Source organism: Natronosalvus rutilus (assembly GCF_024204665.1).
Lineage (GTDB): Archaea > Halobacteriota > Halobacteria > Halobacteriales > Natrialbaceae > Natronosalvus > Natronosalvus rutilus.
In genome coordinates this window covers 428,352-453,621 of the sequence record NZ_CP100355.1, presented here as the reverse complement: position 1 = coordinate 453,621, position 25,270 = coordinate 428,352, and the positions used below count along the sequence as shown (strand labels likewise).

The 25,270-nt window shown below is 65.3% G+C and carries 26 protein-coding genes; 11 read left to right on the top strand and 15 right to left on the bottom strand.

What is annotated here, in order from left to right; genetic code table 11:
• Positions 1-26: 26 nt before the first annotated feature.
• Positions 27-923: a decarboxylating 6-phosphogluconate dehydrogenase gene (locus tag NGM29_RS02280; RefSeq protein ID WP_254158638.1), complete on the top strand. Its 897-nt coding sequence runs from the start codon at positions 27-29 to the stop codon at positions 921-923.
• Positions 924-1,123: 200 nt separating this feature from the next.
• Entirely contained in the window at positions 1,124-1,882 is a 759-nt protein-coding gene (locus tag NGM29_RS02275; protein ID WP_254158637.1) for a hypothetical protein, read from the top strand.
• On the opposite strand, the gene NGM29_RS02270 is transcribed toward NGM29_RS02275, so the two are convergent.
• Positions 1,876-2,376, bottom strand: coding sequence for a DUF7344 domain-containing protein (locus NGM29_RS02270; protein WP_254158636.1), 501 nt, complete (start codon positions 2,374-2,376; stop codon positions 1,876-1,878). The genes NGM29_RS02275 and NGM29_RS02270 overlap by 7 nt on opposite strands.
• A gap of 289 nt (positions 2,377-2,665) precedes the next feature.
• Between NGM29_RS02270 and NGM29_RS02265 the strand changes: the two genes are divergently transcribed.
• Positions 2,666-3,151 (top strand): Lrp/AsnC family transcriptional regulator, encoded by a 486-nt coding sequence (locus tag NGM29_RS02265; RefSeq protein WP_254158635.1) that lies wholly within the window; start codon positions 2,666-2,668, stop codon positions 3,149-3,151.
• The gene (locus NGM29_RS02260) at positions 3,148-4,347 is read left to right on the top strand and encodes a pyridoxal phosphate-dependent aminotransferase (protein WP_254158634.1); all 1,200 of its coding nucleotides are present in this window, start codon (positions 3,148-3,150) and stop codon (positions 4,345-4,347) included. The genes NGM29_RS02265 and NGM29_RS02260 overlap by 4 nt, the downstream gene beginning before the upstream one ends.
• 99 nt (positions 4,348-4,446) lie before the next feature.
• Here NGM29_RS02260 and NGM29_RS02255 read toward each other — a convergent pair whose 3' ends face one another.
• On the bottom strand, positions 4,447-4,896 hold the full coding sequence (locus NGM29_RS02255) for a DUF1467 domain-containing protein (protein WP_254158633.1): 450 nt from the start codon (positions 4,894-4,896) through the stop codon (positions 4,447-4,449).
• A gap of 206 nt (positions 4,897-5,102) precedes the next feature.
• Here NGM29_RS02255 and NGM29_RS02250 point away from each other — a divergent pair, with 206 nt between their 5' ends.
• The gene (locus NGM29_RS02250; protein WP_254158632.1) at positions 5,103-5,501 is read left to right on the top strand and encodes a hypothetical protein; all 399 of its coding nucleotides are present in this window, start codon (positions 5,103-5,105) and stop codon (positions 5,499-5,501) included.
• Between the two features lie 6 nt (positions 5,502-5,507).
• Here NGM29_RS02250 and NGM29_RS02245 read toward each other — a convergent pair whose 3' ends face one another.
• The gene (locus NGM29_RS02245) at positions 5,508-6,314 is read right to left on the bottom strand and encodes a mechanosensitive ion channel family protein (protein WP_254158631.1); all 807 of its coding nucleotides are present in this window, start codon (positions 6,312-6,314) and stop codon (positions 5,508-5,510) included.
• A gap of 431 nt (positions 6,315-6,745) precedes the next feature.
• On the opposite strand from NGM29_RS02245, the gene NGM29_RS02240 reads away from it, so the two are divergent.
• Entirely contained in the window at positions 6,746-7,963 is a 1,218-nt protein-coding gene (locus NGM29_RS02240) for a GNAT family N-acetyltransferase (protein WP_254158630.1), read from the top strand.
• A 37-nt stretch (positions 7,964-8,000) separates the two neighbouring features.
• Here NGM29_RS02240 and NGM29_RS02235 read toward each other — a convergent pair whose 3' ends face one another.
• From NGM29_RS02235 to NGM29_RS21395, 6 genes are all read right to left on the bottom strand, one after another.
• Positions 8,001-9,071 carry an ABC transporter permease gene (locus tag NGM29_RS02235; protein WP_254158629.1) on the bottom strand — a complete coding sequence of 357 codons (1,071 nt, stop codon included), beginning with the start codon at positions 9,069-9,071 and terminating at the stop codon, positions 8,001-8,003.
• Positions 9,068-10,288: an ABC transporter permease gene (locus NGM29_RS02230; RefSeq protein ID WP_254158628.1), complete on the bottom strand. Its 1,221-nt coding sequence runs from the start codon at positions 10,286-10,288 to the stop codon at positions 9,068-9,070. The genes NGM29_RS02235 and NGM29_RS02230 overlap by 4 nt, the downstream gene beginning before the upstream one ends.
• Complete coding sequence (locus tag NGM29_RS02225) at positions 10,285-11,877, bottom strand: ABC transporter ATP-binding protein (protein WP_254158627.1); 1,593 nt, start codon at positions 11,875-11,877, stop codon at positions 10,285-10,287. Before NGM29_RS02225 ends, NGM29_RS02230 begins: the two co-directional genes overlap by 4 nt.
• Positions 11,878-11,891: 14 nt before the next feature.
• Complete coding sequence (locus tag NGM29_RS02220) at positions 11,892-12,947, bottom strand: BMP family lipoprotein (RefSeq protein WP_254158626.1); 1,056 nt, start codon at positions 12,945-12,947, stop codon at positions 11,892-11,894.
• A gap of 104 nt (positions 12,948-13,051) precedes the next feature.
• Entirely contained in the window at positions 13,052-14,029 is a 978-nt protein-coding gene (locus NGM29_RS02215) for a nucleoside hydrolase (protein WP_254158625.1), read from the bottom strand.
• Positions 14,030-14,203: 174 nt separating this feature from the next.
• Positions 14,204-14,368 (bottom strand): DUF7576 family protein, encoded by a 165-nt coding sequence (locus NGM29_RS21395; protein ID WP_425499205.1) that lies wholly within the window; start codon positions 14,366-14,368, stop codon positions 14,204-14,206.
• Positions 14,369-14,884: 516 nt separating this feature from the next.
• Here NGM29_RS21395 and NGM29_RS02210 point away from each other — a divergent pair.
• Positions 14,885-15,367 (top strand): Lrp/AsnC family transcriptional regulator, encoded by a 483-nt coding sequence (locus NGM29_RS02210; protein WP_254158624.1) that lies wholly within the window; start codon positions 14,885-14,887, stop codon positions 15,365-15,367.
• A 373-nt stretch (positions 15,368-15,740) separates the two neighbouring features.
• Positions 15,741-17,618: a sensor histidine kinase gene (locus NGM29_RS02205; protein WP_254160380.1), complete on the top strand. Its 1,878-nt coding sequence runs from the start codon at positions 15,741-15,743 to the stop codon at positions 17,616-17,618.
• Between the two features lie 21 nt (positions 17,619-17,639).
• On the opposite strand, the gene NGM29_RS02200 is transcribed toward NGM29_RS02205, so the two are convergent.
• Both NGM29_RS02200 and NGM29_RS02195 read right to left on the bottom strand, forming a co-directional pair.
• Positions 17,640-18,797, bottom strand: a complete 1,158-nt coding sequence (locus NGM29_RS02200; protein WP_254160378.1) for an MFS transporter — start codon at positions 18,795-18,797, stop codon at positions 17,640-17,642.
• Between the two features lie 135 nt (positions 18,798-18,932).
• Entirely contained in the window at positions 18,933-20,024 is a 1,092-nt protein-coding gene (locus NGM29_RS02195) for a methyltransferase domain-containing protein (RefSeq protein WP_254158623.1), read from the bottom strand.
• Between the two features lie 164 nt (positions 20,025-20,188).
• Between NGM29_RS02195 and NGM29_RS02190 the strand changes: the two genes are divergently transcribed.
• The 3 genes from NGM29_RS02190 (at position 20,189) to NGM29_RS02180 (ending at position 21,948) form a co-directional block, all read left to right on the top strand.
• The gene (locus NGM29_RS02190; RefSeq protein WP_252700267.1) at positions 20,189-20,749 is read left to right on the top strand and encodes a TATA-box-binding protein; all 561 of its coding nucleotides are present in this window, start codon (positions 20,189-20,191) and stop codon (positions 20,747-20,749) included.
• 92 nt (positions 20,750-20,841) lie between these two features.
• On the top strand, positions 20,842-21,234 hold the full coding sequence (locus tag NGM29_RS02185; protein WP_254158622.1) for a DUF7473 family protein: 393 nt from the start codon (positions 20,842-20,844) through the stop codon (positions 21,232-21,234).
• Between the two features lie 309 nt (positions 21,235-21,543).
• The gene (locus tag NGM29_RS02180) at positions 21,544-21,948 is read left to right on the top strand and encodes a DUF7344 domain-containing protein (RefSeq protein ID WP_254158621.1); all 405 of its coding nucleotides are present in this window, start codon (positions 21,544-21,546) and stop codon (positions 21,946-21,948) included.
• A gap of 106 nt (positions 21,949-22,054) precedes the next feature.
• On the opposite strand, the gene guaA is transcribed toward NGM29_RS02180, so the two are convergent.
• From guaA to NGM29_RS02160, 4 genes are all read right to left on the bottom strand, one after another.
• The gene (gene guaA / locus NGM29_RS02175; protein ID WP_254158620.1) at positions 22,055-22,972 is read right to left on the bottom strand and encodes a glutamine-hydrolyzing GMP synthase; all 918 of its coding nucleotides are present in this window, start codon (positions 22,970-22,972) and stop codon (positions 22,055-22,057) included.
• Positions 22,972-24,657, bottom strand: a complete 1,686-nt coding sequence (gene pyrG / locus NGM29_RS02170; RefSeq protein WP_254158619.1) for a glutamine hydrolyzing CTP synthase — start codon at positions 24,655-24,657, stop codon at positions 22,972-22,974. Before pyrG ends, guaA begins: the two co-directional genes overlap by 1 nt.
• A gap of 76 nt (positions 24,658-24,733) precedes the next feature.
• Complete coding sequence (locus NGM29_RS02165) at positions 24,734-24,946, bottom strand: DUF8149 family protein (protein ID WP_253431094.1); 213 nt, start codon at positions 24,944-24,946, stop codon at positions 24,734-24,736.
• A gap of 59 nt (positions 24,947-25,005) precedes the next feature.
• Positions 25,006-25,242: a HalOD1 output domain-containing protein gene (locus NGM29_RS02160; protein ID WP_254158618.1), complete on the bottom strand. Its 237-nt coding sequence runs from the start codon at positions 25,240-25,242 to the stop codon at positions 25,006-25,008.
• Positions 25,243-25,270: the final 28 nt, after the last annotated feature.

Here is a 25,270-nt window from a genome sequence, read left to right as displayed (position 1 = left end):
CCACGCCCCTGCGCGCACGGCTATCCATGCAACTGGGTGTAATTGGACTCGGACGAATGGGCCGGATCGTCGTCGACCGGGTACTCGCCGCGGGCCACGACGTCGTCGCCTTCGACCTGGACGAGGACGCGGTCGACGCGGTGGCCGCCGCGGGGGCCAGCCCCGCCGACTCGATCGACGACCTGTGTGACCATCTCGGCGACGACAAGCGGATCTGGCTGATGGTTCCCGCGGGCGCACCCGTCGACGCGACCCTCGAGACGCTCGAGCCCCGCCTCGAGGCCGCGGACGTGGTCGTCGACGGCGGCAACTCGAACTTTCACGACACGCTTCGGCGCGCCGACGCGTGTCCGGCGGCGTACCTCGACTGCGGCACCTCCGGGGGTCCCGCCAGCGCCGAACTCGGCTTCTCGCTCATGGTTGGCGGCCCCGAGTGGGCCTACGAGGAACTCGCCCCGGCGTTCGACGCCGTGGCGACGGGGCCGGCGGGCCACGCCCGGATGGGACCGTCGGGGTCGGGTCACTACGTGAAGATGGTCCACAACGGCGTCGAGTACGCGTTGATGCAGGCCTACGGCGAGGGCTTCGAACTGCTCCACGAGGGTCGGTTCGACCTCGACCTCGAGGCCGTCGCCTCGGTGTGGAACAACGGCGCGGTCATCCGGTCCTGGCTGCTCGAACTCTGTGAGGAAGCGTTCCGCGAGGAAGGATCCGACCTGGGCGACGTCGCCGACCGGGTCGAGGGCGGCTCGACGGGAACCTGGACCGTCCAGGAGGCCCTCGAGCAGGAGGTCCCCCTCCCGCTGATCTACACGGCGCTCGCCGAGCGGCACGGCTCGCGGGCGGACGAGGGTCGGTTCTCGAGGCGGCTCGCGAACCGTCTTCGGTACGGGTTCGGTCGACACGAGGTCCAGCGGCAGTAGGCGGTTCGTGATATGTGTGGGTCGCCAACGCGGCGTCCCTGGCTTTGGTGAGTTGGCGAGTTGATACCCTTGCGTTCTGGTGAGCTGGCGCCCTTGCGCCCTGATCTTCCGGCGTTCTGCCGATCTGTCAGCCTGACAGCTCGATATGCCTACCGACAGACGCACCCACCTATATGTACCCCTCGACACATCAGTCAGGTATGAAGACAGTCGAGGTCACGGACGAACAGTACGCGGTGATCCAGCGATTGCGAGCGGCCATCTCCGAGGACGTCGTCGGCAGGTACGGCTTCGTACGCGAACGCGACGCGATCCAGTTTCTGATCGACAATCTCGAGGCAGGCGAAGATGGTGAGGACGCCCTCGACGTCGACTTTGAGGCCGACACCTCGGGTCGAACGGCGACGGACGACGTGGCGGCGGCCGTCGAGTCGGCGATCGAGTCGGGCTCCCAGGTCGACGGGGTGGAAGAAGTCAGTTACGACGAGGAAGCGGAGACGAGCGCTGCCGACGACGAGGGTGACGGCGACGCCGATGCGGACTCGGCGAAACCCGAGTCGGATGGTGATGCGGATACTGATACCGGGGACTCGAGCGAGGACGACACCGGGGGCGACGAGAACCCAGCCGATGCCGACACCGACGAGGCCGACGGTGAGAGCGCGGGCGAGGACGAGGGCGAGGGTGAGAACGAAGACGAGGATACCAGCGAGAACGAAGACGAGGCGGACGGAGACGCAGACGACGAAAACGAGGACGAGGACGCAGACGACAGCGGCGGCGCCGCCGACGACGACGACATGCTGAACAAGATGATGAACCTCCTCGACACCCACGACGACAAGTGGGACGAATCACCCGCCGCGGACTATCGCTACCGGGTCACGCTCCCCGATGACTCCACCGAGGACGTGCAGACGAAAGACGACGTGCGCGCACTCCTGTTCAAGAACTACTGACCCGCGTTAGCGGTGGCCGCCGGTTCGCCTGCCGACGCGCCGAGGTGAGGACGGAACTGCTGTAGCTGGTCAGTCGGGTACACAAGCCCACGGGATTTGTCGTACTCGAGGAGCCCGAGCCGGTCCAGTTCCGGGAGAACCGACGTAGAGAGCGAGACGTACACTCGCTTGCGCTGGCCGTCCTCGAGGTCGGCGACCGCCGTCTCGTGTTCCCGGGCGGCGACTCGTTCGGCGAGGGCCCCCATCTTCACGGGCCCGTTCGTTCCGTGCTCAAGCAGACAGGTGGCGGTCTTTCGCTGACGTGGCGTCTCCAGAACTCGTCCGCCGGCGTTGTGTGGACCGTCCGGGCTGTCGGTGGTGGCCGGTCGGTCGTCCGTCGAATCGCTCCGCTGGGGTCCTTTCACCAGGGTGACTGGATTGGAACGACGCACCGACGTTTCGACGTGGTGTGCAACTCGCTTGATCGTCTCGTTCTTGGGTACGGTATCTTTCATTGACAGCATGGTGGCCTCTGACGATGTAGTGGGCTTCGTGCCCGATTCGGTGAGAGTGCCGTATCGTCAACGGTCTCGCGTATGGAATACTCAAATAGTCCTGTCGTTATGCACATTGTCCCAAAACACGTTGGGTAAATATTGGATTATTAACACGCTGACGAATGTGTCTTTCTTCCCTCGAGTGCTGATTCCGGCCCGCTCGAGGACGCATTCGGCGAAACTCGTCGAGCCGTCAGGTGTTGCACGTGGCACAACGCTTTTGCCGGCGCTCGCGCTTCGGAGGGATATGAGCGAACGCGAGGTGCTCGAGTTGCTTCGTGAGAACGCGCGATACGAGACGGCCGACATCGCGCGAATGACCGACCTCGACGAGGACGAGGTAGCCGACGCTATCGAGGCGCTCGAGGCCGCCGGAATCGTTCGGGGCTACCAGGCTGTCGTCGACTGGGATCGCCTCGAGGACGAACGCGTTCGTGCCGAGGTCGAACTCAACGTCACCCTCGACCGCGAGACGGGCTACGACGACATCGCCGAGCGACTCGCTCGCTTCCCGCAGGTGAAAGCGCTGCGGCTCATCAGCGGCGACTACGACTTCGACATGGAGGTCGAGGGCGACTCGATCCGCGAGGTCTCCCGGTTTATTAGCGAGAAGGTCGCCCCTGTCCCCGAGATCACTCAGACGGTCACGCACTACGTGATGGCCTCCTACAAAGAGAACGGGATCGAACTCGGGGACGGCGAGGACGACGACCGACTCTCTGTGTCGCCATGACCAGGAGCCTCGAGCCAGCCGAACGCGTCCAGGCGGTCGGCCCCTCGGGTATCCGTCGCTTCTTCGAAATCGCGGAGGAGCGCGACGACGTTATCTCGCTGGGCGTCGGCGAACCCGACTTCTCCGCGCCGTGGGCGGCCCGGGACGCTGCCATCCAGTCGCTCGAGCGAGGGAAGACCTCCTACACGGCCAACCGCGGCATGTACGACCTTCGCGAGGCCATCTCGAGCTACGTCGCCGACCGCTTCGGCCTCGAGTACGGCCCCGACGAGGAGGTTCTCGTCACCGCGGGCGCGAGCGAGGCCGTCGACCTGGCCTTTCGGGCGTTCGTCGACCCCGGCGACACCGTCGCCATCGCCCAGCCGGCGTACATCTCCTACGGACCGGGCGTGACCTTCGCGGGCGGAGAGGTACTCCCCGTACGGACGCGAGAGGAGGACGACTTTCGGCTCACGGTCGAGGCACTCGAGGCCGCCGGGGCCGAGGCTGCGGACCTGCTCGTCATGTGCTATCCGAACAATCCGACCGGCGCCGTGATGACGCGCGCGGATCTCGAGCCCATCGCCGAGTTCGCCCGCGAGCACGACCTCGCGGTCCTCTCGGACGAGATTTACGCCGAGTTGACCTACGACGAGCGCGACGCCGACGCGAGTCCCGGCGCCGCCACCCACGCGTCCATCGCGACGCTGCCGGGCATGCGCGAGCGTACGATCGTCTGCAACGGGTTCTCGAAGGCTCATGCGATGACCGGGTTGCGACTGGGCTACGCGCTCGGTCCCGCCGGGGCGACCGGCGCGATGAACCGCGTCCACCAGTACGGCATGCTCTCGGCGCCGACGACCGCCCAGTACGCGGCCCTCGAGGCGCTCGACTCCTGTGCGAACGACGTCGAGGCGATGGTGGACCAGTACGGCCGCCGCCGCCGATTCGTCATCTCGCGGTTTCGCGAGATCGGAACGCCGTGTTTCGAGGCGAAAGGGGCGTTCTACGTCTTCCCCGAGGTGCCCGACGGGTGGGACGGGAGCGCGAACGACTTCGCCGAGCGACTGCTCCGCGAGTACGGCGTCGCGGTCGTCCCCGGTGACGTCTTCGGCGTCGGTGGCGAGGGCCACCTCCGGGTCTCGTACGCGACGGGCCTCGAGGACTTACGCGAGGCGCTGGCGCGGATCGAGTCGTTCGTTGACGAGCACGTCTGAAGCCCGTTTCGTATACGGCATTCTGGCAGCTGCGCGAGGAGTGTGTGAAACGCCTTGGAAAATTCGTATCCGACTATCGGATCGCGACGGCAATTCGAGTCAGTCGTCGCCCTCGGCCAGAATCCGCTCTTCGGGCCGTGGCCGTCCTGGATGAACGCCGTAGCGCGCCATCGCGTAGAGCGTCGTTACCGCAATCGCACACAGGAACGCGCTCCCGGCACCGACTTCGAACGCGACGAGCGGTATCGTGCCGGACAGGGAATTGGCGACCGCCGTCGCTCCCTCGCTCGAGGGCGCCGCCACGAGTCCGTAGGGGAGGAAGGCGACGAAGGCGACCGCCCACCAGCGAACTGCCGCCCGATGAACGCCCTCGAGCGGGCGTTCGCTCACCTCGATCGCGACGCCGGCGAGTCCGACCGAGACGAGACACAGCGCCGCGAGCGACCGTACCGAGGGCGTCAAACCGCTGCTGATGGCGACGCCAGCGGCGACGAGTGTCGCCGACATGACAGTCACGAACCGCGTCGACTCGAGGAGACGAGTGGGCATCGCGTGGCGGTAGTGAGCAATTACACATAGCTCTCTCGAATCAGCCATCATCACGAAAAACAGACTTTCAGGGTATCGAGACCGACGAACAACAAAGGACGTATTACCGGTGGCGAGAAGTCACGGCCAAGGATGGCGAGCGTACGTGATCGGAGGAGGGATGGGGCCGGGTCCGGCTCCGACGCTGGACTCGAGGTGACCGAACCGTGCTGAAACGCCTGTGGAAACGGTACGTCGCGGAACGGCCGGACGAATATCAGGCGTACATCTCCCTGCCGACGGAATCGTCGGCACCGACGATGGGCGCACTTCACGACCTGATCCAGGACGCCGAGTTCGCGTTCGAGGGTCGACTCGACGTCTACGCGCGGCGCCGACGCCTCGCCGTCGTCACCGACCGCGTTCCACGTGAGACGTTCGACACCGCCGCGTTCGACGCGGTGATCGAGACGCTCGAGTCGCTGTACGACGCCCACGCCGTCGCGCGCGTGGAGAAGTGGCGCTCGGTTAACGGTCGATTGGTAAAAACGTACGTCGTCGTTCCGGTCAAGCCGCTCTTCTCGAAACTGGCGGAACCGAAAGCGGCGCGGCCGGCCGTCCAGTGACCGAGCTCAGTCGTCCGAGTCCGCGCCAGGACCGGGTTCGCGGTCCGTTCGAGCGCTGGACCCGCTCCCCGTTCCAGCACTACTCTCGCTCCGTCGCTGATCGGACGACTCATCGGACGGCGTCATCGAGTTCGTCCGGCGCATCCAGCCGTCGATGTTCTCGGCGACGTAGTCCTTGCCGCCCCAGCCGAAGGCGACGCCGGCGCCGATCGCCACGGCTGCGGCCAGGCCCCACGCGAGCGCTCGCGCGAAGACTAACAGGATGCCGACGTCGATGCCCATCGTCCCGAGGCCGATCACGATGGCCGTGAAGTAGAGGAACACCCGAGCACCGTCGGCGAACCAGGACGTGTAGACCGTCTGGGTCGCTGCTCGAGTCCGCTCGATCATGTCGCCGACGAAGTCAGCGACGATGAACCCGAAGACGATGACGAGCAGGCCCGCGATGAACGCCGGCAGGTACGAGACCGCGGTCGAGATCCACTCCGACAGGAGTGCGATCGCGAGGGCGTTCGCGGCCGCGAGAATCGCGAGGGCGTACACGAACCACTTCGCCAGTTTGCCGAACGTTCTCGAGACGGCCTGCTCTGTTCCACCGAGAATGCGCCCGAGCGGCGTCTCGAGTACCATGCGGTCGAGTTCGATGCCGTCGGCGATTCGCATGACGACGCGGCCGGCGAGGCGGCCGATGATCCAGCCGATGGCTAGGATCACCAGCGCGCCGACGAGTCGCGGCAGAAACGTCACCAGTTCGGCGATCGGATCCTGAAGCCAGTCGGGAACCGTTACCTGTGCGGGTTGTGTGTGAACCATACCCGAACGATGGTCCCCACCCGACTTTACGCTAGACGTTGCTCTCGGTGGAAATATCCTGTTTCCGGCGACGTCGTCCACTCAGCAACCAAGACGTACCTCTTCGAGAGCGCGCGTCCTGAATCGGAGCGAGCGAGACTGGCGCTGGCCGTGTCGTCCTCGATCCACGACTGTCGTCGGACGATGCGGACAGTGATTGCGGATTTCAATCGCCCTATCGCTGCGTCACCAAACCGGGATGCGGCGTGCCGTTCGGATGGGGGAACCGGTTCGTACTCGAGCCCGAAGCGGTCATTGATTGGTCGCTCGGTAATCAACCATTAGCGTTTGGACGGTTTCCGGGGAAACCTGTAACACCACAGAAACGATCGCGTGTTATCGTGACACATGGGACACAAACATTCTTCGAACTGGCCTCTCGCTCATCGATTATGACGATCTATCGGGCACTCTCCGAGGACGAGCGCGATCGATTTCACGAGTACGTCTCCTACGCATTCACACCCACCGACGGCCCGCCGGCGTACGATCCGGCGGAACACGACCGGCCGCGAGCGCTCCTCGGCGACCGACGGGGGCTGTTCCCGGACGGGGGTGGAGATCCGTTCTGTGTCTGCAAACACTACTGGTTCGACGTTCACGTCCGCGGCGACGAACACTCGGTGGCTGGCCTCGCCTCCGTCGCCTCGCCGCCGGAACACCGCCGGAGCGGCTACGTCCGGGACCTGCTGGCCGCCTCGCTCGAGGAGTACCGCGACCGGGGTGCGACGCTCGCGGCCCTCTGGCCGTTTCGCCACCGGTTTTACCGTCAGTACGGCTGGACGACGGCCAACCGCCAGCTTCGAGTCGAGTGCGACCCCGCGGACCTCTCGTTCGCCCGGACGCGGCTCGAGGCGGGAACCATCGAAAACGGCCGATACCGTCGGCTCGAGGCCGACGACTACGAGACCCTCGACCCGGTATACGGACACCACGCCGCGCGCTACGACCTTTCGATCAATCGCGACGCCGACTGGTGGCGCTACCGCGTCTTCGAGAACTGGGAGACGGACCCGTTCGTCGCCGTCTGGGAACGCGACGGGGAGCCGGCGGGTTACCTCGAGTACACGATCGACGGCGACTGGGGCGATCGGACGATGGACGTCGCCGAACTCGCCTACACCGACGTCGAGGCGTTCCTGGCGCTCCTGTCGTTCTGTCGCGACCACGATTCACAGGTCCAGACCGTTCGCTTTCGCCTACCAGTCGACACGCCACTTCTCGACGTCGCGAGCGATCCGGACGACCTCGAGACCGAACTCGAGGGTGGCCCGATGGTCCGGATTGTCGACGTCTCGCGGGCGCTGTCGGTGCTCTCGTATCCGACCGTCGACGCCAGCGTGACGCTCGCCGTCGACGACCCGCTGGCTACGTGGAACGACGGTGTGTTCGAACTCTCGGTCGAGAGTGGCGATGGTACCTGCGAACGCGTACCCGTGCCGGACTCAAACATCGCGCTCGACGTTGGAACGCTGTCACAACTCGCCGTCGGCGTCCGTCCGGCTCGGGCGCTCGAGCGTGCGGGTCGTCTCGATGTATCTCCGGGGACGCTCGAGACGCTCGAGACGCTGTTTCCCGCGCGGTCGGTGTTCCTGCGGGACGGGTTCTGACCGAAACGTGCAACTCGAGACTTGAGTTGGAGAACGACTACTCGTCGGAGTCGTAGTGTTCGCCCGCGGCCGACGGCATCCGAGTGCGACCGACGAACGTGAGCACGACCAGGACGGCGACGTAGGGGACGATGCCGACGAGCGTCGAGGAGATGGTGATCGTGGAGATCTGCTGAAGTTCGAGCTGGAGCGCGTCGAGGCCCGCGAAGAGGAACGACGCGAGGAACGCCCCGACGGGGTTGTAGTTCCCGATCAGGTACGCAGTCAGGCCGATCCAGCCCCGGCCGTCGATCATCGTGTCGCCGGTCCCGACGAACGTGCCCGTGTTGAGCGCCAGTCCGGCACCGCCGATTCCGCAGTAAATACCCGACAGGATGACGCCAGCGTAGCGCACTTTTCGGACGTCGACGCCGGCCGTATCGAGCGATTTCGGATCCTCACCGCTGGCCTCGAGACGCATCCCGAAGGTGGTCCGGTTGAGAAGGAACCACGAGAACGGCACCGCTAGCAACAACAGGAGCACCGGAGGCGTGATCGAAAAGATCGCACCGATGCCAGGAAGCGCGGAGAGACCTGGAATCGAAATCGATGAGAACATCCCGACTCGCGGGCTGTTCCGTTGCCCCCAGATGATGACGCTGACGAACGGCGCGGCGCCCAGGGCGATCAGCCAGACGGCGAGTCCGGCGATGATCTGATCGGCCTTGAACTCGATACAGACCGCAGCAAACAGAAACGCGACGAACGCGCTCGCGAGTACGGCGGCCAGCAGCGCCAGCCACGGGTTTGCATCGATCGGCGTAGACTCGAGCCCGAGGGCGTAGTTGGTCGCGATGGCACTCAGCGCGCCGATGATGAGGAGGCCCTCGAGGCCGATGTTGATGACGCCGGACTTTTCGGCGAAGATGCCGCCCATCGCGGCGAAGGCGATTGGGACGGTGAGTCGGAGCGCCGATCCGAGGTAAGAGGCGGTGAAGACGCCGGCGACGTCGACCGCGATTTCGCGGCCGCCGTCGACGAGGAGGAGGGCGACGGCGAGGACGAACAGGCCGCTGACGACCGCCCCGAGGGCGAGTCGCTGTCGCCCGGTGATCGTCGACGCGCTCACTGGCTCTCACCTCCGTCGGTTGCCACTGGGTCGGTGCCGTAGCCGTAGCGCTTGCCGATCATGCGGAAGAACTCCGGCATCGCGATGAAGAGGATAATCAGCCCCCTGAGTACTTCGATGAGTTCGTTCGGAACGCCGAGGGAGATGTCCACGGCCAGGCTCCCGCTCTTCAGCGTGCCGAACAGGAGGGCGGCCGGAATCACGCCGATGGGATTGTTTCCGGCCAGGATGGAGACCGCGATGCCGTCGAAGCCGAGCGACGGAATGCCGGCCTGCCAGCGGTACTGGACCATCATGACGTAGACGGCGCCCGCGATGCCGCCCAGGGCGCCCGAGAGCGTCATGCTCGTGACAACGTTGCGTTTTGCGTCGACTCCGCCGTACTCGGCGGCAGTCTCCTGGATGCCGCTCGTCCGCAGGTCGTAGCCCAGGACGGTCCGCGTGTACAGGAGGGCGATACCGACGGCGACGGCCAGCGCCGCGAGCAGGGCGATGACCGAGAACCGGCTTCCGGCGATCGACTCCGGGAGCCTGGCGATTGCCGGGATCGAATGCGTCTGGACCGAATCGCTCGCCAGGTCGCCGATGTGGACCTGGACGAGCCAGTAGGCGACGCCCGCGGCGACGAAGTTGAGCATGATCGTCGTAATCACTTCGTGAGCGTCCGCGTAGGCCTTCATCAGGCCGGGAATCATGCCCCAGATCCCGCCGACGACGGCGCCGACGGCGACGCCGAGCGGGATCACGACGAGCGAACCCAGCAGGTTCGCTGGGAGGAACTCGCCGACGGTGAGCACCGTCATCGCCGTCGCCAACCCGCCCAGCACCATCTGTCCCTGCGTGCCGATGTTGAACAGCCCGGCTCGAAAGGCCACTGCGACCGAGAGTCCGGTGAACAACAATAGCGTGGTCTCTAACAGCGTCTGTCCGAGGTCGCTGAAGGAGCCGAACGAGCCGGCAAGGATCGTCCAGTAGACCTCGAGCGGGTTGTAACAGCCGTACCCCAGTCCCGGCAGGTAGATGAAGGGACTCGAGCAGTCGGCGACGAAGCCGGAAACGAACACCAGCACTGCGCCGACGACGATGGCGAAGACCAGCGCCGTGAGACTGATCGCGATGCGCTCGGCGGCCGAGGCGTCGACGAGTCGGTCGAGGGTTGCGCCGCCGCGGTCGCGCCAGCTGCCGTCCGTGCCGTCCGTGCTGTCGTCACCGTTCATGCGACGGACCTCCCAACTCGAGCGCCGTCGACGTCGAGTCCGTCTGGCCGTTCGCCGGCCATGAGCAGGCCGAGTTCCTCCTCGCTGACGGCGTCGGGGTCGACAACCGCGACGATTTCACCGTCGTGCATTACCGCGAGTCGATCGGAAAGCTGGGTCACCTCGTCGAGTTTCGAGGAGACGAGCAACACGGCCTTCCCCGCCGAACGGAGGTCGAGCAGTCGGTTGTGGATGAACTCGATGCTCCCGATGTCGACCCCTCGAGTCGGTTGTGCGGCGACGACCAACGAGGGGTCGCGCTCGAACTCGCGGCCGACGATGAACTTCTGCTGGTTCCCGCCTGAGAGCGAGTGCGCGTCTGCCGAGGGATCGGGCGGGCGCACGTCGTACTCCGCGATAATCTCGTCGACGTAGTCGTCGGTCGCCCCCCAGTCGATCACTCGACCGTCCGAGAACGGCGCGAGGTGCTGACGGCCAAGCAGACCGTTTCGTCGAAGGTCGTAGTCCATCACCAGACTTCGCTTTTGCCGGTCTTCGGCGACGTAGGCCATGCCAGCGGAGATGCGGTTGCGACGCGGCGCCGAGGTGATATCTCGTCCCTCGAACGTGATCGTGCCGTCGTCGGCCGTGCGAAGACCCGTGATCGCCTCGATGAGTTCCGATTGGCCGTTTCCGTCGACGCCGGCGACGCCGAAGACCTCGCCCTCGTGGACGCGGAACGTCGCTTCGTCGACCGCGACGACACCTCGCTCGTCCGTGACCGTCACGCCGTCGACGTCCAGGACGACGTCTCCGCGCGTGGCAGCGGGTTTGTCGACCTCGAGGAGCACGTCCCGACCGACCATCATGCGTGCGAGTTCCTCGCGGGTGGCGTCGGCCGCCGGGACCGTCCCGACGAGTTCGCCGTTTCGCAAAACGCTGATTTCGTCGGCGACCTCGAGCGCCTCACCGAGTTTGTGCGTGATGAAGATGATCGTCTTGTCCTCGGCGATGAGTTCCTCGAGGACGTCGAACAGGGCCTCGACCTCCTGAGGCGTGAGAACGGCCGTCGGCTCGTCGAGGATCAGGACGTCCGCGCCGCGATAGAGCGTCTTCAGAATCTCGACGCGCTGTTGCTCGCCGACGCTGACGTCCTCGATTCGTTCGGTCGGGTCGACGTCGAAGCCGTAGCGGTCGGCCAGCGCCTGCGTCTCCTCGTTGGCCCTGGCCCGGTCGGTTGCGAGTCCGCCCCACTTGGTGGGCTCGTTACCGAGGACGACGTTCTCGGCGACGGTCATGGTGTCCACGAGCATGAAGTGCTGGTGGATCATGCCGATGCCGACGGCTATCGCGTCGCCGGGGTCGTCGAACGTCCGGGGCTGGCCGTCGATACGAATCGTCCCCTCGGTCGGCTCGTAGAGCCCGTAGAGGACGTTCATCAGCGTCGTCTTCCCGGCCCCGTTCTCGCCGATCAGGGCGTGGATCGAGCCGCGTTCGACGGTGAAGTCGACATCGTCGTTCGCGACGACACCCGGGAATCGCTTCGTGATCCCCTCGAGAGCCACCGCCGGCGGTGTCTCGCCGTCCGTCCTGCGGTCGTCAGTAGCCATTGCGTCTTAAAGGGTTAGAGGTCGTCGGTATTGTCGGGAACCTCGATGTCGCCGTCGATGATCCCCTGGCGGGACTCCTCGAGCGCGTCGACGATGTCCTCGGGAAGTTCGCCCTCGAAGTCCTGGCCAATGGTTGCGCTCACGCTGCCGTCGTCGTCAAGCCCGAGGTCGTTCATGCCGGACTCGAACTCGTCGTTGACGACGGCCTCGACGGAGTCGAAGACGGCGTTGTCGACGCGTTTGACCATGCTAGCGACGATAACGTCACTGAATTCCTCGGCGCTGACCGACTGGTCGTCGTCGACACCGATGGCGAACCGACCGGCCGACTGGGCGGCCTGGAAGACCCCGCCGCCGGTGCCGCCTGCGGCGTGGTAGACGACGTCGGCGCCGCCGTCGTACATGCCGCCGGCAATCTCCTGACCGGTCGAGGGGTCGGTCCAGCTCCCGGCGTAGGCTGCCGGCGTCTCGATATTCTCGTCGACGTGACGGACGCCGGCTTTGTAGCCCGCCTCGAACCGGTCGATGAGGGCGGTCTCTTCGCCGCCGACGAAGCCGACGACCGTATCTTCGGTGTTCGTCTCGCCGGCGCCGTGGGCGTACTCCCGCGTCGTCAGCAGGCCCGCGAGGTGGCCGACCTGGAACGAGCCCTCGTGTTCCCGGAACGTGTAGTTGGCGACGTTGTCCGCCTCGACGACGGCGTCGACGAGCACGAAGCGCTGATCGCTGTACTCCTCGGCGTTCTCCCCGAGGTCCTCCGCGTGATCGAAGCCGATACAGCAGACGAGGTCGATCTCCTCGTCACCCGCAAACTCCTGTTGCATCTGGTTCATGTCGGCAGGCGAGCCCGGTTCGGCGTCCTGATAGGAGATCCCGAGTTCCTCCTCGGCCCGCTCGATGCCGTTGTAGGCCATGTCGTTGAACGAATCGTCGTTCAGGCCACCCGTCGAGTAGATGATGCCGACGGTGACGTCGGACTCGTCGCTGCCTCCACCGTCCCCGACCAGACACCCGGCCAGTCCCGCCGTTACCCCTGCACCTGCGGTCGTGAGAAACCTCCGTCGTTGCATACCCGTGCAAGTGCACGCGACCGGTTTATAGATTCGGTTTCAAAAGGAGATAGCGACTTTACGTGAATTACCTGAAGGTTCGGTCGAAGAGAGTTACCGATCGGTCACTCCGCTCGATGGGGATCACCGTGCCGGAACGCGTCGAGCAGCAGCCGCTCGAACCGGTCGCCGTCGACTGACTCGATTACCCGCGTCTTCGCCTCGCGGTCGGTCACACTGAGTTCGTCGACCAGGCTGTACCCGCGGGTCATCCCCTCCCGGTCGTCGACGGCCACGTAGTACGTGCTCGCCGCCTCGACGATGTCGGGCTCGAGCACCGTCGCAATCGCCAGCGAATCTGGCTGGGTCGTCACGTCCGCGCCGAGGGCGTCGTGGTCGGACTGGCGGTTGAACGCGCGGACGGCCTCGGTGACGGTCAGGTAGAAGTCCGCGAGCGGCGTGTCCATCACCTCGACTGCCTCGAACACGTCGGTGTCGAACGTCGAATCCCGGAGCGTCAGCCCCCAGTCGATCAGCGTCGTCTCGAAGGCGTCCATCACGACCGCCGCGGCGTCGGGGTCGACCCAGAAGTTGTACTCCGCCGCGGGTGTGATGTTCCCGAGCGTATTGACCGCCCCGCCCATGATCACCACTTCGTTGAGCAGCTCCGGCAGGTCGGGTTCGCGCTCGAACGCCAGGGCGACGTTCGTCAGCGGGGCGATGCAGGCCAGGGTGATCTCGCCGGGGTTCTCGCGGGCGGTCTCGACGATGAAGTCGACGGCGTGTGCCTCGGCCGAGGGGATTCCCGTCTCGGGGAAGAGGTCGCCACCCAGGCCGCCCTCGCCGTGGATGTACTCCGCGAATTCGTGGTCCTTCTCGAGGGGTTCGCGAGCGCCCTCGTAGACCGGTACCTCGTCGGCTCCAGCGAGGTCGAGGGTGTACTTCGCGTTCTCGATCTGGTACTCGAACGGAACGTTCCCCGCACAGATCGTCACGCCCTCGAGGGCGACGCGATCCGAGCAGGCCGCGAGCACGAGCGCCTGCGTGTCGTCTCCCGCGGTGTCCGTGTCGACGATCAGCCGTGTCGGGTCCGAATCACTCATCGACGGACGGTTCGAGTCGGACGAGGAATACCCTGTCGACCCTCTCGAAGTCGGGTGGTGTCTGCTCGTCGGACTGGTGCGAGTAGAAGGCGCGCACACAGCGCGGACGCCGTCCGAATAGAACGAACGAAGAATCGGCCACCACGGTGCTCTCGGCGGCGAAACTACACTGAACTAGTCGCTGGCCCACGACCCTCTGCACTCGTCGCTACAGAACGAGATCGGAGAGGTGGTGTCGTCGTCCGTGACCACGCCGACGATTGGTGGAGAGGCAGCGGTGCTGTATTCGATTCCGCACTGAGCGCAATAATTCCAGAAATCCGGTCTGTCGTCACTCATTGTCCCCTCCCGTCGTGACTCGCCCGTCACCGGAATCACGCACCTGGTTGCCGCCATTGGCACCCTCGTCAGTCACATCATCGACAGCTCGAGCGAGGGCGCGGTGGGCATTCAGGTCAGTTACCGTGGCCAGCGGTGGCGACGCAGGTAGTGGCCTCCCTTCCGTTTCAGCAACGGCTCTGACAACGGCTGCTGTGGCCGTATCAGACCCGTGGGAGTTCACCGTCGAGGACGGAGCAGGTAGGCCCGGTTTCACAGTCGTTCAATAGCGTCTACGTATAAAAAACCCAGGTTGCGTGATTCGATACTTCCCGAGAAAGTGAGATATAGTGTGGGACTTCGAGGTTATTTGGGTATATTATTCGATATTCTCTTGCCCTCTCCACTCCCCTTAAATGTACGAAAACGTATTTCGATAATGCCCTGACAACGCCTACTTCTCGAACTTCTCGAAAACCACTCTCGGAAACTGTGGAGTATCGATAGTATCATGGAGGCGGCCCGACAAGCTCGATTGTGACCGAGTACGAACTCGACGACGTAGACAGGCGTTTGCTCAATCTGCTTCAGGAGAACGCTCGGTCCAATGCGATCGGACTGGCCGAGGAACTAGAGGTCTCCGACAACACCGTTCACAATCGGATGGAACGGCTGGAAGAAGCCGGCGTCATTACCGGATACACGACGAGCGTCGACCACGACCGGACAGGCCTCCGCCTCTACTTTCACTTCAGTTGTACGGCCCGCATCAGCGAACGCTCCGACGTGGCCGAGAAGGCGCTGGCGCTCCCCCAGGTCACAGAAGTGACCGAACTGATGACCGGCCAGGAGAACCTCCACATCAAGGCGGTCGGGGCCGAAAACGAGGACATCACTCACGTTGCCGAACAACTCGACGACCTCGACCTCGAGATCAACGACGAGAATCTCATCCGGACCGAACACGCTACACCCCTCGACTACGTGACGGTGAAGGAACTGCTCCCGATCGAACGGTGAAGCGCCGAGCATCGGACTGCGAGGTGCTCTGTGGTCAGCACGACGGGCATCGCACCGCAGAGCGCCTCCGCGGTTAGCCGCGGTATTCTCGACGAGAACCAGGTAGAATACGTCCCGTCACGTACCACCGGCCGCCTGTTCCAGTCGGCCGTTTCTCGGGTATTTCCGAATAGCAGTCCCGACAGCGCCGAACGCCGCCTCGAGCCCGAACTGGACGCCCATCGGCCACGACACTGAAATACCGGGTGGGGTAACTATGAGTCAACGGAATGAGAGACAGGCGTGTTCGGTCGGTGTGGCGGGGGAGTCGGCCAGCGCCGCGAGCCACGACGCTTCGCCGCCGATCCGTCGCCCCCAACGCGGGTGGTCGCCAGTGACCCTCCGCACCGTTCCCATGATCGACCGCGTCCGCGACGCCTTCTTCGCCCTCGACACGGACTTTCGATTCACGTACCTCAACGAGCGCGCCGAGGCGCTCCTCGAGCGCTCCCGGGAGGACCTCCTCGGGCAGGTCATGTGGGACGAGTTCCCCGAAACAGTCGAGACCCAGTTCCCAGACGGCTTCTACCAGGCGATGGACGAACAGGTGCCAGTCTCATTCGAGGTGTACCACACCCCGCTCGAGACCTGGTTCGAGGCCCGGGCTTGGCCCGCCGAGAACGGCCTCTCGGTGTCCATGCGCGATATCACCAAGCGAAAGGAACAGGAGACGAAACTCGCTCGGAACACGGCCGTGGTCGAGGCGATCCAGGACGGCGTGGTCACCCTCGACGACAACAACCGAATCCTCTCGGTCAACGCCACGGTCGAACGCGCCTTCGACACCGACGCGCGGGAGCTGCGTGGCGAACACGTCGAGACCCTCCTGGACCTCGCCGCCGTCGACGCCGACGACGCCGTCCGCGTCGGCCGCGCGCTCAGCGACGTCGACGTCGGCAGCACGGCTCAGCGGACGATCGAGCTGGCCTACACCGACGCGACGGGCGCCGATCGGATCGTCGAGGTCAGCGTGGTGTCCGTCGACCACGGCTCTGCCAACCTCGCGTGCATCGCCCGCGACGTCACCGACCAGCGCGAGTACGAACGGGTCGTGACCTCGCTGCACGAGGTCACGCGCTGGCTCCTGCAGTCGAGCGACCCCGAGGAGATCTGTGCGATCGCCGTCCACGCCGGGAGCGACCTCCTGGACCTCCCGATCAGCGGCGTCTGGTTGCTCGACGACGAGTACGGCTACCTCGATCCCGTCGCCGGCACCGCGGGCGCGCACGACGAATTCGGGGGGCTCCCCCGATTTCACCCCGGCGAGGGCCTCGTCTGGGACGTCTTCGAAGCCGGCGAGACCAGACACATCGAGGACCTACAGGAGGTCGAGGGCCTCTACAATCCCGACACGCCGATCCGCTCCGAAATCATCGCCCCGATCGGTACTCACGGCATCCTGATGACGGGCTCGAAGCGGGTCGCGAACTTCGAGAGCACCGACGTCGAGTTGCTCTCGACGCTCGCCGAGAACACTCGTGCGGCGCTCGACCGGGCGATCCGCGAGCAGGTACTCGAGGATCGAACGACTCAACTCGAACACCAGACCGAACGCCTCGAGAGCGTGGCGAACGTGCTCTCGAGCGACCTCAATCGCCACCTCGAGGCCGTCGCGACGGCGCTCGAGGAGGAGCCCGACCGGCCCGGCGAGTGGGAGTTTCCGCTCGCCGAAGACGCCGTCTCGACGACGCTCGACCGCACGGAACGACTCGTCGACGACATCCGTGAGTTCGCCCGAAACGCGACGGCGGTCGGCCCCCGGACGCGGATCGACCTCGCGTCGGCGATCGAGCACGCGGTCGAGGACTCCCGCCTCGAGCGCCCCGCCGTGGTCGTCGACGCCGACGCGACCCTTCGGGCCGACCGGGAGCGATTCGATCACTTCCTCCAGACGATCTTCGACGACGCGGCCGCCCGTGCCGACGGATCGGTCACGATCCAGGTTGGGCTGCTCGGCTTCGACGATCATCGCTCGAGCGAACGCGGCTTCTTCCTCATGGACGACGCCGCCGAAATCCCGCCAACCGATCACGACCGGGTGATCGACCTCGAGTCGCGCGGCGAGGACACTGACGAGGAGCGCGGCCTCGGTCTCGCTCTCGCCCGGGCGATCGCCGACGCCCACGGCTGGTCGCTGACGGTGACCAACGGCCAGCACGGCGGGACGCGAATCGAGGTGTCCGACGTGACGACGCTCGAGCGTCACCCCTAGACGCCGGCGAGGGCGGCGATCTCAACTCGGGAGCTTTCCGACCCGCTCGAGGACGACGAGGGCGACGACCGTCGCGCCGAGAAACAGCGCGGCGACGGCGAACACGTCGTCGTACGTGTAGTTCCCTTCGACGAAGACGCCGAGGACGTACGAGCCGAGCGACTGTGAGAGCATCCAGACGGAGCTGAACACGGCGTAGGCGCTCCCTCGAGTCGAATCCGGGAGCGTATCGAGGAGGTACGTGTCGACGGCTGGAAACAGCGCGTGGATCACGAACCCGACGACGATGGTGAGCGCGACCAGCGGGATCAACCCCTCGACGAGCGTCAGCGCGAACAGGCCTGCGGCGAACGTGCCGACGATGCCGAGCAGGTACGGGATCTTCGGGAGGCGATCGGCGAGGTCGCCGCCGAAGAAGAACGCGGGGACGCCGGCGGCGAAGACGACGGTGAGCATCATCCCAGCCGCTCGGTCTGAGAGTCCCTTCGACTGCATGTACAGTTCGTAGAAGTTGAACACGCCCTGCCAGATGAACACGGCGACGCCCGCGATTGCCAACGCGGTCACGATGAGTCGCCACTCCGAGAGCGCGCCAGCGACGAAGGCCCGATCGGACCGCCCCGCGTCCGGCATCTCGGTTCGCCTCGCGGTGAGCCACGTGTAGGCCGTGACCACGGCCCCGCCGACGGCAATCGCCCACAGCGACAGGCGCCAGTCGACGAAGAGGGTGAGCGCCACGAACGGGGCGGCGATCACCGCGGCGACCTGATTCGCCGCCCCGTGGATTCCCATGACGCGCCCGACGCGATCGGGGTACAGTTCGCTCAAGAGCGGGTTCGCCGAGACGAAGTACACGCCCGAAGCGATCCCCATGAGGAAGGCACCGCCCATGAGGTGGGTGATCGAGGTGGCGGTCGCGGCGATCCCGGACGAAATCGCGAGAATAACGCCCGAGGCGAGCACGACGTGGTGTCTCGGGACCTTCGTGAGCACCCACCCGGTCGGCAGACGGGGGAACGCGCTCCCGACCCACACGAGGGTGACGATGAGGCCCGCAGTCGCTTCGCCGATCCCGAACTCGCCGATAAACACGTTCAGCAGCGGTGCGAAGACGATTCTGGCGAGATTGATGAGAAAGACGAGTCCACAAAGGGATCCGAAGAGACGAGCGCGGGCCACGGTCAGTCTTTTCTGCATACCGTCTCAAGGCTTCCGAAAGCGGAATCTTCCGCCTCAAGTGGCGGCGCTGTACCGGCGGAACCAGGAACCAGGGCCCTCGAGCCACCCTCGGCGCCCTCGAGCCGACCCCACCCCTCAGGAGAGAACCAGCACGTATCGCGTCAACGACCGGTGCACCCGGCGTTCGAATGCCGCCTCGAGCGTCCAGCCCGCATCTCGAGCCTCGTTCGCCCACGAGCGATCGGCGACGACGACGGCCCGGTCGGCCACTCGGCGAGATTCCGTGAGCGCGCCCGAGACCAGATCCGCTAACCGGTGGGTCTCGATCTTCGACTGGCGGCCGTAGGGCGCGTCGAAGACGACGGCATCAATGGCGCCGTCTCGGAGCGGAAGCCGGGTCCCATCGCCGCGGGCGACGTGCCACGACCCGCGCGGGACGCCGGTCGGCGACGGATCCTCGCGGTCGAGGAAGTGCGCGAGGTTCGTCCGCGCGCCGGCGACCATCTTCGCCTGGGCGTCGGTTCCGACGACGTCCGCCCCGACCAGTCCCGCCTCGACGAGGACGCCGCCGGTTCCACACATCGGATCGAGGATCGTTCGCCCGGGTTCCGCGCCGGCGATGTTGGCGACCGCACGTGCCAGGAGCGGGTCCATGCTTCCGGGCTGGAAGAACGGCTTGTCGGTCGGTGCTCGCGAGCCGAAGTCGCGGACGCTCTCGGCGGCGAGCCAGCCGAGGGCACAGACCGAAACCCGTTCCCCTGATTCGCCGCTCGCGACCGACTCGATGAGGTCGTCACGGCCGTCGTCGGCGTTGGTGTTCGCGTCGGATTCGAGGCGCCCCTCCGAGAAGACCGCGCGGAGGGCGTGGTCGGGGTCCTCGAGGTCCACGGCGAACCCGCGGTCGACGAGGACGCTCCCGAGTTCGCGTTCGGCGTGCGTCGTGGAGACGCCGCTCGAGCCGTGGACGTCCGTCGCGCGAACGGCGACCGTTCCCTCCCGATCGATCGAAGCGGCCTCGAGCAGGGCTCGCGCGCTCGCGACGGAGGCGTCGGTTCGACCCACGAGGTCGCTCGCGGCGCGGGTGTAGGCCAGTCCGCGGACGCGCTCGGGGACGAGGGCGTTCGCGACGGCCAGCCCCGGCGCGACCCGGGTGACACTGGTGGCGGCGTGGCGGCTCTCGACCGCCGCGAACGCATCGTCTTCGCCGCCGTACTCGAGGAGATACACGTGTCTCGAGTGATGCTGGACGAGCAATGATCCTGTCGGTCGACTCGCGGGACGGTTCCTGGGCCGCGACCGTCATCCACTCGTCTGACACACTCAAAGAACCGGACAAATCAGCACGCAGTACCAAGCTTTATAAACCTTAAATACGTCTTTTTAAGCGACTTATGACGGATCCGAAGGACACCATCAACATCGAAAACGTGGTGGCGTCGACCGGCATCGGGCAAGAACTCGACCTCCAGAGTGTCGCGATGGACCTCGAGGGGGCCGACTACGACCCCGAGCAGTTTCCCGGTCTCGTCTACCGAACCCAGAATCCGAAATCCGCCGCATTGATCTTCCGCTCGGGGAAGATCGTCTGTACTGGCGCGAAGAGCACCGACGACGTCCACGAGAGTCTACGGATCGTCTTCGACAAACTTCGCGAACTCCAGATTCAGGTGAACGAGGATCCGGAAATCGTCGTCCAGAACATCGTCACCTCGGCTGACCTCGGCCGCAATCTCAATCTCAACGCGATCGCTATCGGCCTCGGCCTCGAGAACATCGAGTACGAACCCGAGCAGTTCCCCGGACTGGTCTACCGCCTCGACGAGCCGGAAGTGGTGGCGCTGCTGTTCGGCTCGGGCAAACTCGTCATCACCGGCGGGAAGAAACCGGCCGACGCCGAACACGCCGTCGACAAGATCGTCTCCCGACTCGAGGACCTCGGTCTGCTCGAGTAGCGGTCGACTCGCAGACCCGACTTTCGATCAAATCTCCCCCTCGAGCGACGCGAATTCGGCACACACAAACCACGTGATATCGTCTCTCGAGTATGCACGCTCCACCGTTTCTCGCACAGATCCCCAGCGGGATCGATCCGGCCGGGGGTGGCCCGCTGGCGTACCTCGGGACCTTCCTGCTGGCGACCGTCTTCTACGGCGTTACGCTCCACATCGCTGCTCGGTACGTGCTCGGGACGGTCCGGGTCAAACGCGCGTTCACCATCGGACCGGTACTGGCGCTCGTCTCGGTCGTCCTCCAGCGGTGGGGCCCGCTGGTGGTCGTCCCGTTCATGGTCGCCGTCGCCTACACCGCGATCCTGATCGTCTACGACCTGGACTACAAACTCGCGGCGCTGGTCGCGGTGGCGTACTACACCGTCGCCGTCATCGTCGGATTCACGATTTTGAACCTCTGGCTGTTGCTCGGGACGGCACCCGCGTGATCCGACTGTTTCCCGAAACGATACCCGGTGTCTGGCCGTTGCTCGGAACGGCACAGACGTGACGCCAACGAGCGTTCGCTTACCCTCGAGATAACTGATCAGTGTTCGTGATACTCGAGGCGAATTCAGCCCGAATTTGCGATCTGCGCGTCGATTTTCACGCGTGGCAATGGTCCCCCAGACGGGCCCTTGCAGCGAGTAATATCGTTTTACTGCCGGCTAAACGATTCGACCGAGTTGCGATCGGTGACGAACGACGAAACGACTACGGCGCTTTATACCTCCTACTCGAGTGAGTGGTTATCACCCATGACGTTCCGCGTCCCGACCAAGACGGCGAACTCGAGCGGTCGCGGCACGACCGCCGCTACGCACCCTGGCGCTGGCAATCGCGACACTCTCGCTCGTACCGAGGTCACTCGCGTGCTGTCGTCGGACCGTCGCCGGACGCTCCTCGAGCACCTGCTCGATGCGGGGACGGCACTCGACGTCCACACCCTGATCGGCTGGCTCGCCGACGACGAACACGAGCCGACGGTCGAGACGTCGATTCACCAGCTCCGCCAGCGCGTCCACGTCTCCCTGCGTCGGACGCACCTCCCGCTGCTCGAGGAGTACGGGCTCCTCGTCTACAATCAAACGGAGGAACTCGTCGTCCCGACGTGGCGTCTCGACCTGTACGAATCGGTGCTCGAGTCGGACGAACAGTCGTAGGAGCGAGCACCGATGTACGAACGCTCCGTTCGCGGAGCGTACGGGTCGTCGCTCGAGCCGCGAAAACCGATTGTTCGAGTTGACGACTCCGGAACCGCGGCCGCCGTTACTCGTACTCGATCGTCGCCGGCGGCTTGTGCGTCACGTCGTAGACGACGCGTGCGACGTTCTCGTTTTGCCCGGTGATTCGCGACTGGATGCGCTGGAGCGTCTCCCAGTCGAGTTCCTGGGCGCGAGCGGTCATCCCGTCTCGCGAGTCGACCGACCGCACAGAGACCACCCAGCCGTGGACGCGGTTGTCGCCCTTGACGCCCGTCGCCTTGCCGATGACCGCGGCGAGGGCCTGCCAGGGGTCGTACTCCTCGAGTTCCTCCTCGACGACGTGACAGGCGTCGCGGGCGACCTCGAGTTTCTCCTCGGTGACCTCGCCGATGACGCGGACGGCGAGACCGGGACCGGGGAAGGGCATCCGCTCGGCCACCAGTTCGTCGAGGCCGAGGTGGCGGGCGACCTCGCGAACCTCGTCCTTGTAGAGGTCGCGAACGGGTTCGACGATGCCGTCGAAATCGACGACTTCGGGGAGGCCGCCGACGTTGTGGTGGGACTTGATCCCACCCTCGCTCTCGATCCGGTCGGGGTAGATCGTCCCCTGGACGAGGTAGTCGGCGTCGGCCTCGAGGGCCTCGCGCTCGAACTCGCGGATGAACTGCTCGCCGATGATTTTGCGCTTCTCCTCGGGATCAGTGACGCCGGCGAGCGCCTCGAGGAAGCGGTCTTTCGCGTCGACGATCTCGAGACTCTCCATGAACGAGAACGTCTCGCGGATCTGGTCGGTCTCGCCCTTGCGCATCAGGCCGGTGTCGACGTAGACCGGCGTGAGTCGGTCGCCGATGGCCTCGTAGGCCAGTGCGGCGGCCACCGAGGAGTCGACGCCGCCCGAGAGGGCGATGACGGCGTTCGCATCGCCGATTTCGTCCTCGATCTCTGCGACTGCTTCGGGAACGAAGGTGTCGGTGTCGACCATCAGTGAGTCACCTCGGTTTCGTCTGCGTCGCCTGCACCGCTCGGTACGTCTCCGCCGTCCGTTCGACCCGCCTCGAGTACGCTCTCGACCAACCCCACGAACGGCGGGCTCGGGTCGCCCGGTCGCGAACTGTACTCGGGGTGGTACTGCGTCCCGAGGAAGAACGGGTGGCCCTCGAGTTCGAGGATCTCCATTCGGTTACCCGCAGTCCCCGAGAAGGTCAGGGGTTCGTCCGCGAACGCCTCGAAGTACTCGGGGTTGACCTCGTAGCGGTGGCGGTGGCGCTCCTGACACGACGTATCCTGGTAGAGGTCGTAAGCGAGCGTCTCGGGTTCGATGACGGTCGTGTGTTCGCCCAGGCGCATCGTTCCGCCCAGGTTCTCGACCTCGTACTGTTCGGGCAGGATGTCGATGACGGGGTGGGGCGTCTCCGCGTCCATCTCCGTCGAGTGTGCGCCCTCGAGGCCGAGGACGTGGCGGGCGTACTCGACGACGGCCATCTGGAAGCCCAGACAGAGGCCGAGGAAGGCCACGTTGTGCTCGCGGGCGTACCGAATCGCCTCGATCTTGCCTTCGGTGCCGCGCATTCCGAACCCGCCAGGGACGATGACGCCGTCGACGCCCTCGAGCTGGCCGTCGTGGCCGTCAGCGAGGTCGTCGGCGAACACCCACTCGACGTTAACCTCGGCGCCGAGTTCGAACCCGGCGTGTTTCAGCGACTCGTGGATCGACATGTAGGCGTCCTCGAGGTCGTACTTGCCGACCAGCGCGATGTCGACCGACTCGGTCTTCTCGGTGGTGACGACCTCGCGCCACTCGCGAGTACGCTCGGCGGGCGGGAGCGCCTCGTCGGCCAGGTCGAAGTGCTCGAGGACGTACTCGTCGAGGCCTTCTTCCTCGACGGCCAGCGGGACGTGGTAGACGTCCTCGACGTCGGGGTTCGAGAAGACGGCCTCGGTGGGAATGTCACAGAAGAGTGCGATCTTCTCTTTGGTACTGGGCTCGAGTTTGTCGTCCGAACGGCCGACGATCACGTCCGGCTGGAGGCCGATCGATCGAACCTCCTTCACCGAGTGCTGGGTCGGCTTCGTCTTCTGCTCGCCGTTTTTCGAGTACGGAACCAGGGTCACGTGGACGAACAGGACGTTCTCCTCAGGTTCCTCGTGGGCGAACTGGCGCAGGGCCTCGAGGTAGGGCATCCCCTCGATGTCTCCGACGGTGCCGCCGACCTCGACGAGGCAGACGTCGGTTCCCTCGGCGGCCTCGCGGATGCGCCGCTTGATGTCGTCGGTGATGTGCGGGATGATCTGGACCGTCTTCCCGAGGTAGTCGCCCGCGCGCTCCTTCTCGATCACGTGCTTGTAGGTCTTGCCCGTCGTGACGTTGTGATCGGAGTGCATGTCGATCCCAAGGAAGCGCTCGTAGTTCCCGAGGTCGAGGTCGACCTCGCCGCCGTCCTTGAGGACGTACACTTCCCCGTGCTGGTAGGGGTTCATCGTCCCGGCGTCGACGTTCAGGTACGGGTCGATCTTGACCGCGGTGACGTCGAAGCCCGCGTTCTTCAGGAGCCGGCCGGTGCTCGCGGCCGTGATCCCCTTCCCGAGACCTGACATCACCCCGCCGGTGACGAAAATGAACTTGCTCCCCAGCGAGGAGTCGTATTGGGTGTCCGGTTCCGTCGGCATACCGAGTGTCCGGGTGAGGGGATCAAAACCATTTCGGGACGGACCTGCCGCGGCACGGACTGGCAGTCGTCGCCGATCAGCCCTCGTCCTCGAGCAACCCCAGGTCCTCGACCACGAGGTCGGCCAGTTGCGCCTTGAGGTCCGGGTCGACCTCCGCGATCGGTTCGCCGTCGTGAACGGTCTCGTTGTGGCGCTCGATCGATTCGGCGAGTTCCGACAGCGGCACGCGGGTTCGCGTCTCGCACGCGGAACACTCCACCGGAACGCGGGCCTCGTCTGAATCCGTCATCACGTGGACACTCGAGGGGCACCCTCAAAGTGGTATCGTCGCTCGCGAGGGCTTCGAGGCTATGCCCGCTCGGTCAGGCGAACCTCTTCCAGCGTCACATCGACGTCGAAGCCCGCGAACTCGAACCGGACGCGAACGTCGCCACCACCCTCGAGAACCCCGTCCAACGCACCCCCATCGATGGAGTCGTACAGCGGCTCGAGGTCCTCTGGCTGTCGACCCGCAGCGGTCGCAACGGCCTGGACGACCGCGAGCGTCGGCGATTCCCCATCGACCGGCCTGTAGTGGCTCCCCATGTCTATCTCCGTTTCTCAGGAGTCGCTC

What these genes read in the sequence shown, in the direction of transcription:
- NGM29_RS02220 (WP_254158626.1), bottom strand. Translation starts at nt 12,947, where the DNA reads ATGCAACGACGGAGGTTTCTCACGACCGCAGGTGCAGGGGTAACGGCG.
- NGM29_RS02245 (WP_254158631.1), bottom strand. Translation starts at nt 6,314, where the DNA reads ATGGTTCACACACAACCCGCACAGGTAACGGTTCCCGACTGGCTTCAG.
- NGM29_RS02265 (WP_254158635.1), top strand. Translation starts at nt 2,666, where the DNA reads ATGAGCGAACGCGAGGTGCTCGAGTTGCTTCGTGAGAACGCGCGATAC.
- NGM29_RS02255 (WP_254158633.1), bottom strand. Translation starts at nt 4,896, where the DNA reads ATGCCCACTCGTCTCCTCGAGTCGACGCGGTTCGTGACTGTCATGTCG.
- pyrG (WP_254158619.1), bottom strand. Translation starts at nt 24,657, where the DNA reads ATGCCGACGGAACCGGACACCCAATACGACTCCTCGCTGGGGAGCAAG.
- NGM29_RS02215 (WP_254158625.1), bottom strand. Translation starts at nt 14,029, where the DNA reads ATGAGTGATTCGGACCCGACACGGCTGATCGTCGACACGGACACCGCG.
- NGM29_RS02160 (WP_254158618.1), bottom strand. Translation starts at nt 25,242, where the DNA reads ATGGGGAGCCACTACAGGCCGGTCGATGGGGAATCGCCGACGCTCGCG.
- NGM29_RS02185 (WP_254158622.1), top strand. Translation starts at nt 20,842, where the DNA reads ATGCACGCTCCACCGTTTCTCGCACAGATCCCCAGCGGGATCGATCCG.
- NGM29_RS02280 (WP_254158638.1), top strand. Translation starts at nt 27, where the DNA reads ATGCAACTGGGTGTAATTGGACTCGGACGAATGGGCCGGATCGTCGTC.
- guaA (WP_254158620.1), bottom strand. Translation starts at nt 22,972, where the DNA reads ATGGTCGACACCGACACCTTCGTTCCCGAAGCAGTCGCAGAGATCGAG.
- NGM29_RS21395 (WP_425499205.1), bottom strand. Translation starts at nt 14,368, where the DNA reads ATGAGTGACGACAGACCGGATTTCTGGAATTATTGCGCTCAGTGCGGA.
- NGM29_RS02240 (WP_254158630.1), top strand. Translation starts at nt 6,746, where the DNA reads ATGACGATCTATCGGGCACTCTCCGAGGACGAGCGCGATCGATTTCAC.
- NGM29_RS02270 (WP_254158636.1), bottom strand. Translation starts at nt 2,376, where the DNA reads ATGAAAGATACCGTACCCAAGAACGAGACGATCAAGCGAGTTGCACAC.
- NGM29_RS02230 (WP_254158628.1), bottom strand. Translation starts at nt 10,288, where the DNA reads ATGAACGGTGACGACAGCACGGACGGCACGGACGGCAGCTGGCGCGAC.
- NGM29_RS02165 (WP_253431094.1), bottom strand. Translation starts at nt 24,946, where the DNA reads ATGACGGATTCAGACGAGGCCCGCGTTCCGGTGGAGTGTTCCGCGTGC.
- NGM29_RS02225 (WP_254158627.1), bottom strand. Translation starts at nt 11,877, where the DNA reads ATGGCTACTGACGACCGCAGGACGGACGGCGAGACACCGCCGGCGGTG.
- NGM29_RS02180 (WP_254158621.1), top strand. Translation starts at nt 21,544, where the DNA reads ATGACGTTCCGCGTCCCGACCAAGACGGCGAACTCGAGCGGTCGCGGC.
- NGM29_RS02275 (WP_254158637.1), top strand. Translation starts at nt 1,124, where the DNA reads ATGAAGACAGTCGAGGTCACGGACGAACAGTACGCGGTGATCCAGCGA.
- NGM29_RS02260 (WP_254158634.1), top strand. Translation starts at nt 3,148, where the DNA reads ATGACCAGGAGCCTCGAGCCAGCCGAACGCGTCCAGGCGGTCGGCCCC.
- NGM29_RS02190 (WP_252700267.1), top strand. Translation starts at nt 20,189, where the DNA reads ATGACGGATCCGAAGGACACCATCAACATCGAAAACGTGGTGGCGTCG.